This is a genomic window from Aestuariirhabdus haliotis (genome assembly GCF_023509475.1).
Taxonomy (GTDB): domain Bacteria; phylum Pseudomonadota; class Gammaproteobacteria; order Pseudomonadales; family Aestuariirhabdaceae; genus Aestuariirhabdus; species Aestuariirhabdus haliotis.
In genome coordinates this window covers 49477-63762 of record NZ_JAKSDZ010000018.1, presented here as the reverse complement: position 1 = coordinate 63762, position 14286 = coordinate 49477, and the positions used below count along the sequence as shown (strand labels likewise).

11 protein-coding genes are annotated in these 14286 nt (G+C 55.1%); 7 read left to right on the top strand and 4 right to left on the bottom strand.

Annotated elements, in window-relative coordinates; all coding sequences use genetic code 11:
• The first annotated feature begins 233 nt into the window (after positions 1-233).
• The 3 genes from MIB40_RS11790 (at position 234) to MIB40_RS11780 (ending at position 2113) form a co-directional block, all read left to right on the top strand.
• Positions 234-986 (top strand): class I SAM-dependent methyltransferase, encoded by a 753-nt coding sequence (locus tag MIB40_RS11790; protein ID WP_249694358.1) that lies wholly within the window; start codon positions 234-236, stop codon positions 984-986.
• A 58-nt stretch (positions 987-1044) separates the two neighbouring features.
• A complete protein-coding gene (locus MIB40_RS11785; protein ID WP_249694356.1) occupies positions 1045-1569 on the top strand; it encodes a prepilin-type N-terminal cleavage/methylation domain-containing protein in 525 nt (174 codons plus the stop codon).
• Between the two features lie 202 nt (positions 1570-1771).
• The gene (locus tag MIB40_RS11780) at positions 1772-2113 is read left to right on the top strand and encodes a PBPRA1643 family SWIM/SEC-C metal-binding motif protein (RefSeq protein WP_249694354.1); all 342 of its coding nucleotides are present in this window, start codon (positions 1772-1774) and stop codon (positions 2111-2113) included.
• 104 nt (positions 2114-2217) lie between these two features.
• On the opposite strand, the gene trmA is transcribed toward MIB40_RS11780, so the two are convergent.
• From trmA to MIB40_RS11765, 3 genes are all read right to left on the bottom strand, one after another.
• Complete coding sequence (gene trmA, locus MIB40_RS11775) at positions 2218-3306, bottom strand: tRNA (uridine(54)-C5)-methyltransferase TrmA (RefSeq protein WP_249694344.1); 1089 nt, start codon at positions 3304-3306, stop codon at positions 2218-2220.
• A gap of 4 nt (positions 3307-3310) precedes the next feature.
• On the bottom strand, positions 3311-4603 hold the full coding sequence (locus tag MIB40_RS11770; RefSeq protein ID WP_249694334.1) for an NCS2 family permease: 1293 nt from the start codon (positions 4601-4603) through the stop codon (positions 3311-3313).
• Between the two features lie 113 nt (positions 4604-4716).
• Positions 4717-5853, bottom strand: a complete 1137-nt coding sequence (locus MIB40_RS11765) for a methyltransferase (protein ID WP_249694331.1) — start codon at positions 5851-5853, stop codon at positions 4717-4719.
• A gap of 225 nt (positions 5854-6078) precedes the next feature.
• On the opposite strand from MIB40_RS11765, the gene MIB40_RS11760 reads away from it, so the two are divergent.
• Together MIB40_RS11760 and MIB40_RS19750 are read left to right on the top strand one after the other, a co-directional pair.
• Positions 6079-7707, top strand: coding sequence for a long-chain fatty acid--CoA ligase (locus tag MIB40_RS11760; protein WP_249694329.1), 1629 nt, complete (start codon positions 6079-6081; stop codon positions 7705-7707).
• A gap of 51 nt (positions 7708-7758) precedes the next feature.
• Positions 7759-11205 carry a PAS domain-containing hybrid sensor histidine kinase/response regulator gene (locus MIB40_RS19750; RefSeq protein WP_249694327.1) on the top strand — a complete coding sequence of 1149 codons (3447 nt, stop codon included), beginning with the start codon at positions 7759-7761 and terminating at the stop codon, positions 11203-11205.
• A gap of 38 nt (positions 11206-11243) precedes the next feature.
• Here MIB40_RS19750 and MIB40_RS11750 read toward each other — a convergent pair whose 3' ends face one another.
• Complete coding sequence (locus MIB40_RS11750; protein ID WP_249694325.1) at positions 11244-11882, bottom strand: response regulator; 639 nt, start codon at positions 11880-11882, stop codon at positions 11244-11246.
• Positions 11883-12075: 193 nt separating this feature from the next.
• Between MIB40_RS11750 and gorA the strand changes: the two genes are divergently transcribed.
• Together gorA and MIB40_RS11740 are read left to right on the top strand one after the other, a co-directional pair.
• Positions 12076-13446 carry a glutathione-disulfide reductase gene (gorA, locus tag MIB40_RS11745; protein ID WP_249694366.1) on the top strand — a complete coding sequence of 457 codons (1371 nt, stop codon included), beginning with the start codon at positions 12076-12078 and terminating at the stop codon, positions 13444-13446.
• Between the two features lie 154 nt (positions 13447-13600).
• On the top strand, positions 13601-14230 hold the full coding sequence (locus tag MIB40_RS11740; RefSeq protein WP_249694323.1) for an FKBP-type peptidyl-prolyl cis-trans isomerase: 630 nt from the start codon (positions 13601-13603) through the stop codon (positions 14228-14230).
• Positions 14231-14286 lie beyond the last annotated feature (56 nt).

Here is a 14286-nt window from a genome sequence, read left to right as displayed (position 1 = left end):
TTTCAAAAAGGCGTAACAAAGAGTCTGGGTTCGCCTGAAAGCCCCGTAGGGCGGTCCTAAAAATGGTTTTCTCGGTGTTGAAGCCCTTGTCCAGACCTCGACATGAACGGCGGGCTTCGCCTTGATAAAAACCATTTTTAGGATCCGCAGAGATCTATCTGAATTAATCAGAGGTGCCTTAACCGAATTACCATCAAAAGCCAGAACCTTCCCTTCTTTTATGGTGAATATCTATGACAGAACAGGAACAGTATATTCAAGCGTTGATTGAACTGCACTGCGGACTCGAGCGACAGGGGCCGGGCGATACGGTTTTTTCCCTTAAGCTGTTGTCCCAATTACCCAGCTTGCCGAGCAGGCCGCGTATAGCCGACATCGGCTGTGGTGCGGGCGTTGCTGCCTTGATGTTGGCTGAGCATTTTCAGGTGCCAGTGAAGGCGGTGGATTTTTCCAGAGCTTTTCTCGATGAGTTGATGACTCGAGCTCAGGCACGGGGCATAGGCCATCTGATCGAAGCGGTTGAATGCGATATGGGGTCGCTGGATTGGGCGCCGCACAGTTTGGATCTGCTGTGGTCGGAAGGCGCGGCCTATAACCTGACCTTTGCCGGGGCCTTGAAAGCCTGGCGCCCCCTGATGGCACCTCAGGGCATTGCGGTGATTTCGGAGATGAACTATTTCTCTAAGACGGTACCTGAGCCTGTTTCCGACTTTTGGCGAGCCGGGTATCCCGCTATGGGGACTGAAGCGAGTAATGCCGAGCTGGCTTTGGTTGCTGGTTTTGAGGTGTTGAGTATTCAGCGCTTGCCGTCGCAAGCCTGGTGGAATAATTACTACGGGCCGCTACAGAAAAAGATGCGCAGTATAAAAGCTGGTGCCGGTGAGTTGTTGGCAAGAGTGATCGAGGAGACCGAACAGGAAATGGCCCTATTTGAAGCCTATTCAGACCATTACGGATACTCTTTTTATACCTTGAAAGCTATCTAGAGTGGCCTGATGGGGTATAGTATTTTAGATCTTCAGGCGTGTTAGGTTAGGAGTCGCTGTGCAAACCGACCTGCCCAAATTAAACCTGCAATCCGGTTTTACCCTGATTGAATTGGTTGTAGTTATTGTGATTCTGGCTATTGTGGCAGCGTTTGCACTGCCGCGTTTTAGCGATCTCTCCCGTTCTTCCCGTGTGGCCACCCTTGAAGGTATCGAGGGGGCCATGCGCTCTACGATCAGTATTGTTCGCAGTAAAGCCTATGTGAATGGGCTTTCTATCGCAGCGGCTAATCCTGGCAATCAGTCGGCCTATCTGGTGACAACCGAGGCGGGGGTTTCCGAGGTGGACTGGAGAAATCTATGTCCGGAAAGCCAGGCCGAGCTGGGGGATAGCCTGAGCATGTCGGAACATATCGGCTTGTCAGAATCGGGTGGACTCACGACGATCATCAGTAATCGATACACTCGGGTGGGGTACGATATTCAGGGCAGTGGGCCACCCACTACAAACGGATGTTATGTTACCTACGATTCATTCGGCGACCCCAATTGCACGGTAACGCTGGTTATTACCGATTGTTAAGCCTGCTGGATATTTTGATAAGGGCTAGTTGAGGCCCTACGGGGTTCAGATGTCTCCATTCTGACCAAAAATCAGCATTATTACGGCGGCAATCGTGTCATACTCTGCCGACTTTTGAACTGCCCCTTTTGGTCGTTGGTTGGTTATGACCGGTTTGTTGTTGTATGCAGGCTCGGGGCGCTTTTTGTGATCAGGAATGCAGATGTCAGATAAGTTTTTCTTTAAAGGCCGCCAGGATTCCCGGCAGCACCATACCGACTACGATTACCAGCCCAAAAGCAGCCATAAGTCGGGTAGCAAAAAGAACCCCCTGAACCTGGTAGTTACCAGTGAAGCTCGCCAGCAGGAAGTTGAGGCGCAGTTGGCGGAAGCGGGTTTGTTCGCCGATATTCGTCTCGATAGCAGCGAGGGTGCGGTGGAATCCATTGGCGAGCTGACGGCGCTGTTGCACAAGGGGGAAACGGTGAAGCTGGAGAAAACCCCTTCACGAAATGATCCCTGCAGTTGCGGTAGCGGTAAAAAATACAAAAAGTGCTGCGGTTAATCATTACGAAATGAATGCCCGCAGATGGCTGGCGCTTTAACGGGGTCTCAATAGTCTATTGAGGCCCCGTTGTTGTTTAGCTGCACAGTCTTTGCTGTACCCCTTTATCGGCGCTGGAGGATAACGCCGGCTTCGCGGTGGTGGCTGTAGGGAAACTGGTCGAACAGGGCGAAGCGTTCGATGCGATGGCTCTGGCACAGCCGATCCAGATTGTTGCGCAGGGTATCGGGATTGCAGGAGATATAGATCACCCGATCGAAGCGCTGTACCAGCTTTTCGGTTTCAGCATCAAGGCCGGCACGAGGCGGGTCGACGAAAATAGTGCTGAAGTGGTAGCTGTCGAGATCGATGTGGCGCAGTCGACGAAACGGCCGCTCCTTGTTCATGGCCTGGGTAAACTCTTCGCTCGACATGCGCACCACCTCAACATTGCTGATGCTGTTGCGCTCGAAATTCAGTCGTGCCGAATTGACCGAGGTTTTGGAAATTTCGGTGGCCAATACCCGGTCAAAATTCTGGGCCAGCACGACGGTGAAGTTGGCATTACCGCAGTACAGTTCCAGCAGATCACCGGTGGCATTTTGGCTGGCGTCCAGCGCCCAGCCCAACATTTTTTCGCAGACACCGGCATTGGGCTGAGTGAAACTGTTTTCGACCTGCTGATAATGATACGCCTTGCCTTTGACTTGCAGAGTTTCATCGACAAAATCCCGATCCAGACAAATCTTCTGCTTACGAGCGCGACCGATCAGGTCCACTCCCAGTTTGGCGCGCAGCTTTTTCGCCGCGACGAGCCAGTCGTCATTCAGTTGCTTGTGGTAGATCAGGGTGATCAATAACTGTCCCGATTGGGTGCTGAGGAATTCAACCTGAAACAGTCGATGACGCAGAATCGGTTCCTGGCAAACGGCGTCGATCAAGGTTTGCAGATGGGTATTGATTAACTGGCTGGCGATGGGGAAATCGCGAATCTCAACCGGCTTATGGGGCTGTTCCGGATCGTGCATGGCGTAAAAACTGCGATCTCCCTCATGCCAGATACGGAACTCGGCGCGCATGCGAAAGTGTTCGGGTTCGGAAGCGAATACTTCCAGTTCGGGAGGATTTAGCTCGGCAAATTGAGTTTCGAGCTCTCGGGCTTTGTCGGCCAGTTGTTGCGAGTACTGCTCGGGGTAAGTGCGGCCCAGTGTCATAGCGTTAATCCAGAAAACCCATCTTGAAAATAAACAGCGCGGAGATGATCACCAGCGCCGGGTTGAGTTCGCGCCAGCGACCGGCCAATAGTTTGATGCCGGTGTAGGAGATAAAACCGAGGGCGATGCCGGTGCTGATGGAGAAGGTCAGGGGCATGGTGATGGTGGCAATGACTACCGGGGCGGCTTCGGTCAGGTCTTCCCAGTCGATGGTGGCCAGGCCGCTGCTCATCAGTACGGCCACGAAAAACAGAGCCGGCGCCGTGGCATAGGCAGGAATCATCCCCGCCAGCGGAGACAGAAACAGGCAGGCCAGAAACAGGCAGCCGACGGTGACGGCGGTTAAGCCAGTACGACCGCCGCTGGCGATGCCGGCGCCGCTCTCGATATAGCTGGTGGTGGTCGAGGTACCCAGTACGGCTCCCCCCATGGTCGCCATGCTGTCGGCCATCAGCGCTCGACCCAGGCGAGGTAGCTTGCCCTCTTTGGTCACCAGCCCACCTTTTTGCGCGACGGCGATCAATGTGCCGGAGGTATCAAACAGATCGACAAACAAAAAGGCAAAGATGATGCTGATCAGACCCACCTGCATCGCCCCTTCCAGGTCCAGGGCGGCAAAGGTAGGCGCCAGGCTCGGTGGTGCGGCAAAGAATCCTGTGCTCTCAACTTCTCCCAACGCCAGGCTGATCAGGGTGACCGCCAGGATACCGATCATCACCGCGCCGGTAATTCCGCGTTGGGCCAGTGCCACGATCAGGAAAAAGCCTAGCGTCGCCATAATGGGCGGGAACAGGCTAAGGTCGCCGATGGAAACGTAGGTGGCAGGACTGTCGACGACGAAGCCGGCGTTTTTTAATGCGATAAAGCCGAGAAACAGACCAATACCGGCGGCGATTCCCATGCGCAGGGACATCGGAATGCTGTTGATGATCCATTCCCGTATGCGAAAGATGCTGAGCAGAAAGAAGCAGAAACCGGACAGGAACACGGCCCCCAGGGCAACCTCCCAGCTGTAGCCCATTTCACCCACCACGGTATAGGTGAAGAAAGCGTTGAGTCCCATTCCCGGGGCCAGGGCAATCGGGTAGTTAGCGTAGAGCCCCATAATAAAACAGCCAATAGCCGCTGCCAGACAGGTTGCGACAAACACCGCGCCGCTATCCATGCCGGTGCTGGCCAGCATGCTGGGGTTGACGAAGATGATGTAGCCCATGGTCAGGAAAGTGGTAAAACCGGCGACCAATTCGGTCCTGATGCTGGTGTTGTGTTCCCTGAGATGAAAGAGTTTCTCAAGCATGCTGATTACCCGGTGACGGTGAGCTGGAAAAGGCGCGCAGTGTACAGGATTTAGCCACCATTGGAAGAGTGACGGAGATCAGCTAAAGCGCAGATCTGGTATCAAACTGGCTATCAGGTGCGACGTGCCGACAGCACCACGAATTTGCGGTTGGCATCCAGTTGCTCCGCGTTGCCAAAGAGCTTGCGTAGCACTTGATGGTAGCCCAGATGGCGATTGCCGACGATGCGAAGTTCCCCGCCGGCACGCAGGCAACGGTGGGCTTGACGAAACATGCGCTGGGCGATCTGGTCGCCGACCGCATGCTGCTGGTGAAAGGGCGGATTGCACAGAATCAGGTCTGTGCTATTGGGCTCCACACCCTGCAGGCAATCGGCCTGGATAAAGCGGCCGCGTGAGTCGTTGCTCAGGTTCTGCTGCCAGTTGTGTTCGGCGCAGGCCACGGCCAGCGCGGATTCGTCGCGAAACTCGATACGGGCTGCCGGATTGCGGCGCGCTGCCACCAGTCCCAGCAAACCGTTGCCGCAGCCCAGGTCGATGATGTTGCGCTCGAATTCGCTGTGGGGAATATGGGGCAGGAAAAAGCGGCTGCCGATATCCAGTTGATCCAGGGAGAACAGATTGGCGAAGTTGGTGATTCGAAGATCTTCCTCGGGCAGCGCATAACCCGGCGCCGGTGCAACTGGGGGAAGATCCTGATCGGCGTAAGCGGCGAAAATCAGGCGTGCTTTCTTGCGCGCCAGCGAGGTGCTGGTGGGCCCGATCCATTGCTCAAACAGTTGCAGGGTGGAGCGGTGAATATTGCGCGCCATGCCGCCGGCCATAATACGGGTATCGGCATTGATGTGGGGGCGCAGCTGGCGCAGTTGGTATTCCAGGAGCGACAATGTTTTGGGAATCTTGATCAGCACTGTGGCAAAGGTACCAGCGAAGGACTGCAACGGAGTTTGCACCCTGAGCTCGTCGGCCTCGATACCGTTAAGGTTGGCATTACGCCGGGCTCCTTGCGCGCTCAGCCAGGAGTCAGTTTGCAGCACGGGATGTTGGCCTTGCCCGGCCAGATTCAGGGTCAGTGCACCGAAGCTATCGTTGAGGATCAGAACGGGGCCGGTGACGGTTGTGGACTCTTCTGCAAGCTGCTGCAACAGGTAATCATCGGCGGCGTCCCAGGCGCGCAGGGAGCCCTGCCGGGAATGAGGCAAGCGCTGCAGTTCGAGGCTGGCAAAGGGGCTGCTAAAACGGGTTTCCATAGGGCGCTGTTCTGGGGGATGATCGAGGGGCGCTATCGTACTAAAGTACGGTACTGAAGTCGCTAGGCGGCTGTTAGCGTAACCGGCTTGCTGTCACCGGTTGCTCGTTGTAATCGGCAAAAAATAATCATAACCCGCAGGCAGGTTGCTGATTTATGGTTTTCGACGCTGTGTTAATGCACAGGGAAAATCGACGCCGGCCAGGGGATCAAGGAGACGACATCGATGAAAGGCCGCATGATGCAGGTACCCCTGCTGACCAGTGATATTCTCAAATCTGCTGTACAGCGTTATCCACGGCAAGAGATCGTCAGTCGCACCAATGAGGATAAGATCCATCGTTATACCTACAGCGATGCCTATCGGCGCAGCTGTCAGCTGGCCAATGTGTTGGCCAGACTGGGAGTTCAGCGAGGGGATCGAGTCGCGACCCTGGCCTGGAACAATTACCGGCATCTGGAACTCTATTACGGCATCTCCGGCTATGGCGCGGTGGTGCATACGCTCAATGCCCGACTCTTTGCCGAGCAGTTGCAGTACATAATTAATCACGCCGAAGACCAGTATATTTTTGTTGATGCTCCCTTTGTGCCGATGCTTGAAGAGGTTCGCGATCATATTCCGACTGTGAAGGGGTTTATCATCAATGGCGATCCGGAGCAGATGCCCGAGACTTCTCTCGCCCCCCTGTACTGTTATGAAACTCTGTTGGCGGCCGAGCCCGATGATTTTGCTTGGCCGCGGTTGGAGGCCACCGACGCTTCGGGGCTTTGTTATACCTCGGGCACAACCGGTAATCCCAAGGGTGTGCTCTACGATCACCACTCCAGCGTGTTGCATGCGATGATGAGTGGCAGTTCCCAGTACCTGGATTTTAGCGAGCGTAGCTGCGTGATGCCGGTGGTGCCCATGTATCACGTGTGCGCCTGGGGGGTACCATTTTCCGCGCCGTTATACGGCGCCAAGCTGGTACTGCCAGGGCCGAATATGGATGGGGCCTCCTTGCAGGCGTTGATCGAAGAAGAAAGCGTCGACAAAGCCTATGCGGTGCCGACGGTCTGGTTGGGTCTGCATAATTATCTGGAGAGCACGGGTAAGAAAATCGATTCATTGAAACTGGTCGGTGTGGGTGGTGCGGCGTCCCCCCGCGCTCTGGTCAAGCTTTATGCTGAGCGCTACAACGTTTACTGGATGGGTATCTGGGGTATGACCGAAACCAGCCCCCTGGCGACCGCCGCGATTCCGACCCCCGATATGGATGCCCTGGATGCCGAAGCACGCTACGACCTGCAAGCAACAGCGGGCAGGGCCATGTTCGGGGTGGAGGTCGAGATCTTCGATGCCAACGACGAACCCGCGCCCCACGATGGCGAAAGTCGGGGCAACCTTCGCGTACGAGGGCCCTGGGTACTGCAGAGTTATTACAAGGGTGAAGGTGAACACAGCTTTGCCGATGGCTGGTTTGATACCGGTGACGTGGCCGTGATCAATGCCGAGGGCTATCTGAAAATTGTTGACCGCAGTAAGGATGTAATCAAGTCCGGAGGGGAGTGGATCAGCTCGGTGGATCTGGAAAGTGCGGCCCTTAACTATGAGGCCGTCAATGAAGCCTGTGTGATTGGTGCGCGCCACCTCAAGTGGGACGAGCGGCCGATCATGCTGGTGACCCTGAAAGAGGGTAAGGCCTACGACGAAACAGAGCTGCGTCGGGTACTGGTGGAGCGGGTCGCGAAGTGGTGGATGCCCGATGCCATTATTGTGGTGGATGAGCTACCCCATACGGGGACGGGCAAGTTGCGGAAAGTGGAATTGCGCCAGGAATACGCCGATTATCTGTTAGAGTCGTCTGACTGATCGCGTTTGTTGTTGGTGTTATAGAGGATTTTTATTCTGAATCAGTGGGTTGTGGGGCTCGTCTCCCTTGCGTATGTGGGCATCCTGTTTGCCATTGCCCTGTTTGGGGACCGTCGCCCCGTGCCTCGCTGGCAACCTCTGGTATACAGCCTGGCGTTGACGACCTTTTGTACCACCTGGACCTTCTACGGTCGGCCCTTCCAGCATATTCAGGATGGTTGGTTATTGGCCCCGGCGTTTCTGGGGGCCATTTTATTATTTGTCGTTGGCGGCCGTTTTCTCGAACGAATGGTCACCCTGGCCAAACGCCAGAACACGACCACCGTGGCCGATTTTATCGCCTCGCGTTATGGTAACTCTCGCAGCATCGCCGGCGTCGTAACCTTGCTGCTGGTACTGGGGGTGGTGCCCTACATCGCCTTGCAGCTCAAAGGAGTGTCGATCAGCTACCACCTGCTCAGCGGCGAGAGTCAGATGGAGCTCGACTGGTGGCGCGATTCCACGCTCTATATCGCGGTGCTTATGGCGTTGTTCTCCATTCTGTTCGGCACCCGAAATATTGATACCAGCGAGCATCACAGAGGCTTGATGCAAGCGGTGGCTTTTGAGTCGGTGGTCAAGTTTGTCGCCTTTGTTTCGGTCGGCCTGTATGCCATTTATGGCATAAATGAAGGTTGGCTCGATCTTTTCTCTCAGGCCTGGCAAGAGCCTCAAATACGAGAAGTACTCACGGATTACTCCACGCCTTACGTATATTTGACTCATGTTGTGCTGGGGGCGCTGGCGATGTTCTGCCTGCCGCGGCTGTTTCATTCGATGGTGGTAGAAAATGATTCGGAACGGGACCTGCGTACCGCCCGTTGGCTGTTTCCCCTGTATCTGTTGTTGATCAATCTGTTTATTTTACCGATTGCTTTTGCCGGTTATTTTGCCATCGATACCAGCGGTATTAATGGCGAATACCTGACTTTGATGATACCCCTGCAGAATGAACAGAACGGCCTGTCGTTACTGGCTTATATTGGTGGTTTGTCAGCCGGCACCAGTATGGTAATTGTTGCCTCGGTCGCACTGGCGACCATGCTCTGTAATGAGATTCTGTTGCCGCTCTGGTTAAAAGTCACCCGACGTACGCTGGATGTGGGCAGCGAGAGTCTGGTGCGGCGGGTGCTGGTGTTGCGCCGACTCAGTATCAGTGTGGTGTTGTTATTGGCATTTGGTTATTACCGCTGGCTATCCGAAGTCGATGCGCTGTCGGCGATTGGCCTGGTCTCCTTTGTCGCCGTTGCCCAGTTAGCGCCGGCTATTTTATTGGGCATGGGGTGGCAGCGAGCCAATCGAAAAGGTGCCTTATGGGGGCTGTCAGCTGGTTTCGGTGTTTGGGGATACACCTTGCTATTACCGGTGCTAGTGCGTGCCGGTTGGGTTGATGGGGCCATTATGGCGGGGCCCTGGGGCATCAGTTCGTTAAGTCCACAGGCGCTGCTGGGTGTCCAGGGCATTGATCCTATAGTGCATGGTGCCCTGTGGAGTTTGCTGGCCAATACGGCAGGAATTATTGTCGGCTCGCTGATGAGTCGGGCTAATTTGTCGGATCATTTACAGGCCAATCTTTTTGTTCAACCGCTGGAATTGCCCGACGCCGTGCGCACTGATTCGGTGGTGAAAGTCTCGGATCTGCAATCACTGCTGGGCAAGTTTGTCAGTGATGAGAAAATCGAGCGCTTGCTGGACACTCATCGCAATCCATTTACCGGCCGTTTGTTGGGCGACGCCGCCGCTAATGCTGAGCTGTTGGCCAGTGCTGAAAAACTATTGGGATCGGTGCTGGGTATACCGGCCAGCCGCTTATTGCTGGAGTCCCTGGCACGCCAACACCATCAGTCGCCCGAGAATCTGGTGTCCATGCTGGACGAAGCCTCCGGGGTATTGCAGTTCAACCGCGAGTTGCTGAACTCGGCGATCCAGAGTCTGAACGAGGGCATCAGTATCCTCGACAAGGAGGGTGCGCTGGTCGCCTGGAACCGGCAGTATCAGCGCATGTTTGACCTGCCCGACAGTCTGATGCAGGTAGGGCGTCCTTTTTCGGATCTGGTGGCTTTCCGTGGTGAACGGGGAGAGTACGGCGAAGGCGACGTGACGGAGATCATGAGGCAGCAGGTCGGTAGGATATACCTGACCGAGCCGTTTGATATGGAACGGCGGCGCGGCGATGGTCGTTATGTTCGCGTTCAGGGCAGTCCGATGCCCGGTGGTGGCGTGATCACGATTTATACCGATATTACGCAGCAGAAACGTATTGACCAGCAGTTACGTCAGGCCAATGAAGAGCTGGAGGCGCGTGTCGACGAACGCACCTGCGAATTGAAATCCCTCAATCAGGAGCTGGATCTGGCGAATCGCAGCAAGACACGTTTTTTGGCGGCGGCGGGCCACGACCTGGTGCAGCCGCTTAATTCTGCATCTCTGTTTCTGTCCTCTTTATCCCATAAATTAGCGCGCCTTGAGGGCAGTGAAGAGGTTTCAGAGTTGGCGCTGAATGTGGAAAAATCCCTCGGCTATGCCGGTACGTTGCTGAGTGAGTTGTTGGAAATTTCCAAGCTGGATGCCCGGGTAGTGAAACCGGAGATTCGTTGTTTGTCTCTCAATCAGCTGATGCAGCCGCTGGTGGAAGAGTTTCGATTACAGGCGAGACATAAAGGGCTCGATATTCGATATCGAGTCAGTGGGGCCAATGTCGTCTCCGATGCTAACCTGCTGCGCAGAGTGATGCAGAATCTGCTCTCCAATGCGATACGTTACACCACAACAGGAGGGATTCTGGTCGCGACCCGGTTGCGTAAAGACCATTGTGTGATCGAGGTCTGGGATTCCGGACCCGGTATAGAGTCCTCGCAACTGGAGCGAATATTCGAGGAGTTTTATCGCCTTGAGGATCCATCACCGCAAGAGGAACGCGGTCTCGGGTTGGGGCTGGCAATCGTCCAGCGTACCTGTGATCTGTTATCCCACTCGCTCAGCGTGCGCTCCTGCCCGGGTAAGGGGACGGTGTTTCGGGTAACGCTGCCCCGGGCAACGGTGGAGCCCGTTATCAGGTACCGTTCGGTGATTGATGACCTGGCCCGCCAGGACCATGAAGCTCAGGTGTTGTGCATCGATAATGAATCCCAGATAGTGGCCGGGATGCTCAGCTTGCTCGATGAATGGGGCTATCCGGTGGTGGGAGCTGTTTCCGAGAAAGCAGCGTTGGAGCAGCTGCAAGGGGTGGTGCCTGATCTGTTGATTATCGATTATCACCTGGACCAGGGCGTGACAGGCATAGATGTCGCCGAGCGATTGCGGCAGCGTTGGGGGCGATCGGTGCCGGTCATTGTGATTACCGCCGACTATACCGAGGAGGTCACCAGTCTGATTCGCGCCCGGGGCCTGCAATTGCTACGCAAACCGGTCAAACCCCTTGCTTTACGAGCCTCATTGTTGGCCGCGCTCGATAGCTGAGCGTTGTTCGTGTGCGATTAGCCAGGCAGTTTGTTTAGTTACTGGGGGGTTTCCAGAAACTGGGTAAACATAGCCGCCTGGGTACGGTTGATAATCCCCAGTTTGTCGAAAATCTCAGAGATATGTGTCTTGACCGTGGTTTCCTTGATATTGAGTTCGGCCGCGATCTGTTTATTCAGCATGCCTTTGGCGATCATGCCCAATACATTCAGTTGCTGTCGGGTCAGGGTGGACAGCCGGCCGATTGCCTGATGATCGGTATCGCTGGTCGAGCTTAAATCAATGTTCTCGGGTACCCAACGCTGGCCGCTCAGCATGGTCTGCATGGCCTGTCGAATACAATCCAGCGAGGAAGCCTTGGGAATATAGCCCAGGGCCCCGTTGTGCATGGCCTTGCAAATGGTCGAAGGTTGATCGGTGGCGCTGACAATGGCCACCGCGATGGCGGGAAAGGTTGAACGTAACTGCACCAGCCCCATCAAGCCGTTGTTGTCGGGCATATTGAGGTCGAGCAGTACCAGGTCGATATGCTCCTGCTCTGCATCGGTGATCGCCATGCATTCGGCGAAAGTACTAGCCTCAAGCCAGTGGATCTGTTGATGTTTCTCCTCCAGGGCTTCCCGCAGCGCGGCGCGAAACAGGGGGTGATCATCGGCTACCAGAATCGTCAGTTTCATATTGTTGTTATGCGGTTTCTGAACAGTCGATAGTGTACCCATGTTGTTGTAGTGCGCAACCGGTACATAAGGGTGTTCAGGTCGCTTATTGTTGATACCATGCCGGACTATTGATGGATGCACGATTGCTTGTATTTGCCGTGGGTGCTGCGCTCTGCAGTCGGGACTTTGCTAAACAGGAAGGGTAATGCCAATGTCTGAATTCGATTTTGATCTGTTTGTAATTGGTGCGGGATCAGGTGGTGTGCGGGCCAGTCGCATTGCGGCGGGCTTGGGCGCACGAGTGGCAGTGGCCGAAGATCGCTACATGGGTGGTACCTGTGTCAATGTCGGCTGTGTGCCCAAGAAGTTGTTTGTTTACGGCTCCCACTTTGCGGAAGACTTCGAAGATGCCCGAGGATATGGCTGGACCGTTGGAAACGCGGAGTTTGACTGGCGGACCCTGCGTGATAACAAGACCCGCGAGATTGAACGCCTGAATGGTATCTATCGCAATATGCTCAAGGGGGCTGGCGTCAATCTGTTAGAAGGGCGCGCCCGCATTGTGGATAACCACCGGGTGGCAGTGGATGGTCAGCAGTACACTGCAGAACGTATTCTGATCGCTACCGGCGGCTGGCCTTTCGTCCCGGATTTTCCAGGCAACCAGCATGTGATCAGTTCCAACGAAATATTCTATCTCGACCAGTTTCCGAAAGATGTGCTGGTAGTGGGTGGTGGTTATATTGCGGTTGAATTTGCCGGCATTCTATCCGGATTGGGAGCCAATACCCGCCTGATCTATCGCGGCGAGCTGTTCCTGAGGGGGTTCGACCAGGAGGTTCGCGATGTGCTCAAAGAGGAGATGGGTGAGCGCGACAATCTGGAGCTGTGTTTCAATACCAATGTGGTTGCCATAGAGCAGCAAACCGACGGGCGTTTGCAGGTGGAACTCACCAGCGGAGAGAGCCTGCTGGTGGATCAGGTGCTCTATGCCACGGGACGGGTTCCCCATACTCATGATCTGGGGCTGGAAACGGTCGATGTAGAGTTGACGGCCAAGGGTGCGATCAAGGTGGATAACAATTTCCAAACCAGCGAGCCTTCCATTTACGCGGTGGGCGACGTGATCGACCGTATGCAATTGACGCCGGTTGCGCTGGCGGAAGGCATGGCGTTGGCGCGCCATTTGTACGGTGGCCAGACCATCGCGATGGATTACGATAACATTGCCACGGCGGTATTTAGTCAGCCCAATATTGGCACTGTTGGTTTGAGCGAGGAGCAGGCACTGGAGCGCTATGGCAAGCTGCGTATTTACACGTCTCGCTTCCGCCATATGAAACATACTCTGAGCGGGCGTCAGGAAAAAACCTTTATGAAGCTGGTGGTGGACGATGCCAGTGATCGTGTGGTCGGTTGTCATATGGTGGGCAGCGACGCTGGCGAAATCATTCAGGGGATTGCTATCGCGATCAAGGCTGGTGCCACCAAGGCGACCTTTGACGGCACCATTGGGATTCATCCCACCGCAGCGGAAGAGTTTGTCACGATGCGTGAGGCGGCTCGTACGGTTGGTGGTTAGCTCCAGGTTAAGACTACTGGCACTAGCGGGCTATCGAGTCGTGCTGGCAGCTGGTATCCTTCGCTCCCTTTATCATGAGCAAAGGCTTACCGCCTTTTAATTAATTGCTTCATTTGCACGGTTTGCAGTGTGGCCCTGAGGAGAATCTTTCAGCATGTCAGACAATAACGAGTCCCCCATCAGTACCGACGAAGGTCGGGTCAGTTACGGAATTGGTCGTCAGATGGGTGACCAGCTGCGCGACAACAGCTTCGACGGTGTCGATATCGCTCTGGTTCAGCGTGGTCTGGGCGATGCCTTCAATGGCGTCGAGAGTGCGGTGTCCAATCAGGATCTGCAAGCCGCGTTTCAGGTGATTAGCGAAAAGGTGCGTGAAGCCCAGGCCGAGCAGCACAAGGAGTTGGCCGCTGAAGGCGAGCAGTTCCTGACTGAAAATGCCAAGCGTGACGAGGTTATCGTGTTGGAGTCTGGCCTGCAGTACGAAGTGCTGGAGATGGGTGAGGGTGAGAAGCCGGTTCTGAACTCAACCGTACGCACCCATTATCACGGGTCCTTGGTTAACGGTACCGTGTTTGACAGCTCGGTCGAGCGTGGCCAACCCGCTGAATTCCCCGTGAGTGGTGTGATCAGCGGTTGGACCGAGGCGCTTCAGCTAATGCCTACGGGTTCCAAGTGGCGTTTGTACGTTCCTTATCAGCTGGCGTATGGTGAGCAGGGTTCGCAGGGCGCGATTCCTCCTTTCGCTGCCTTGATTTTTGAGGTGCAGTTGCTCGATATTCTGTAATTCGACAGCGCTTCTAATAAAAAACGGGATGGCCCTCAGGCTATCCCGTTTTTTTA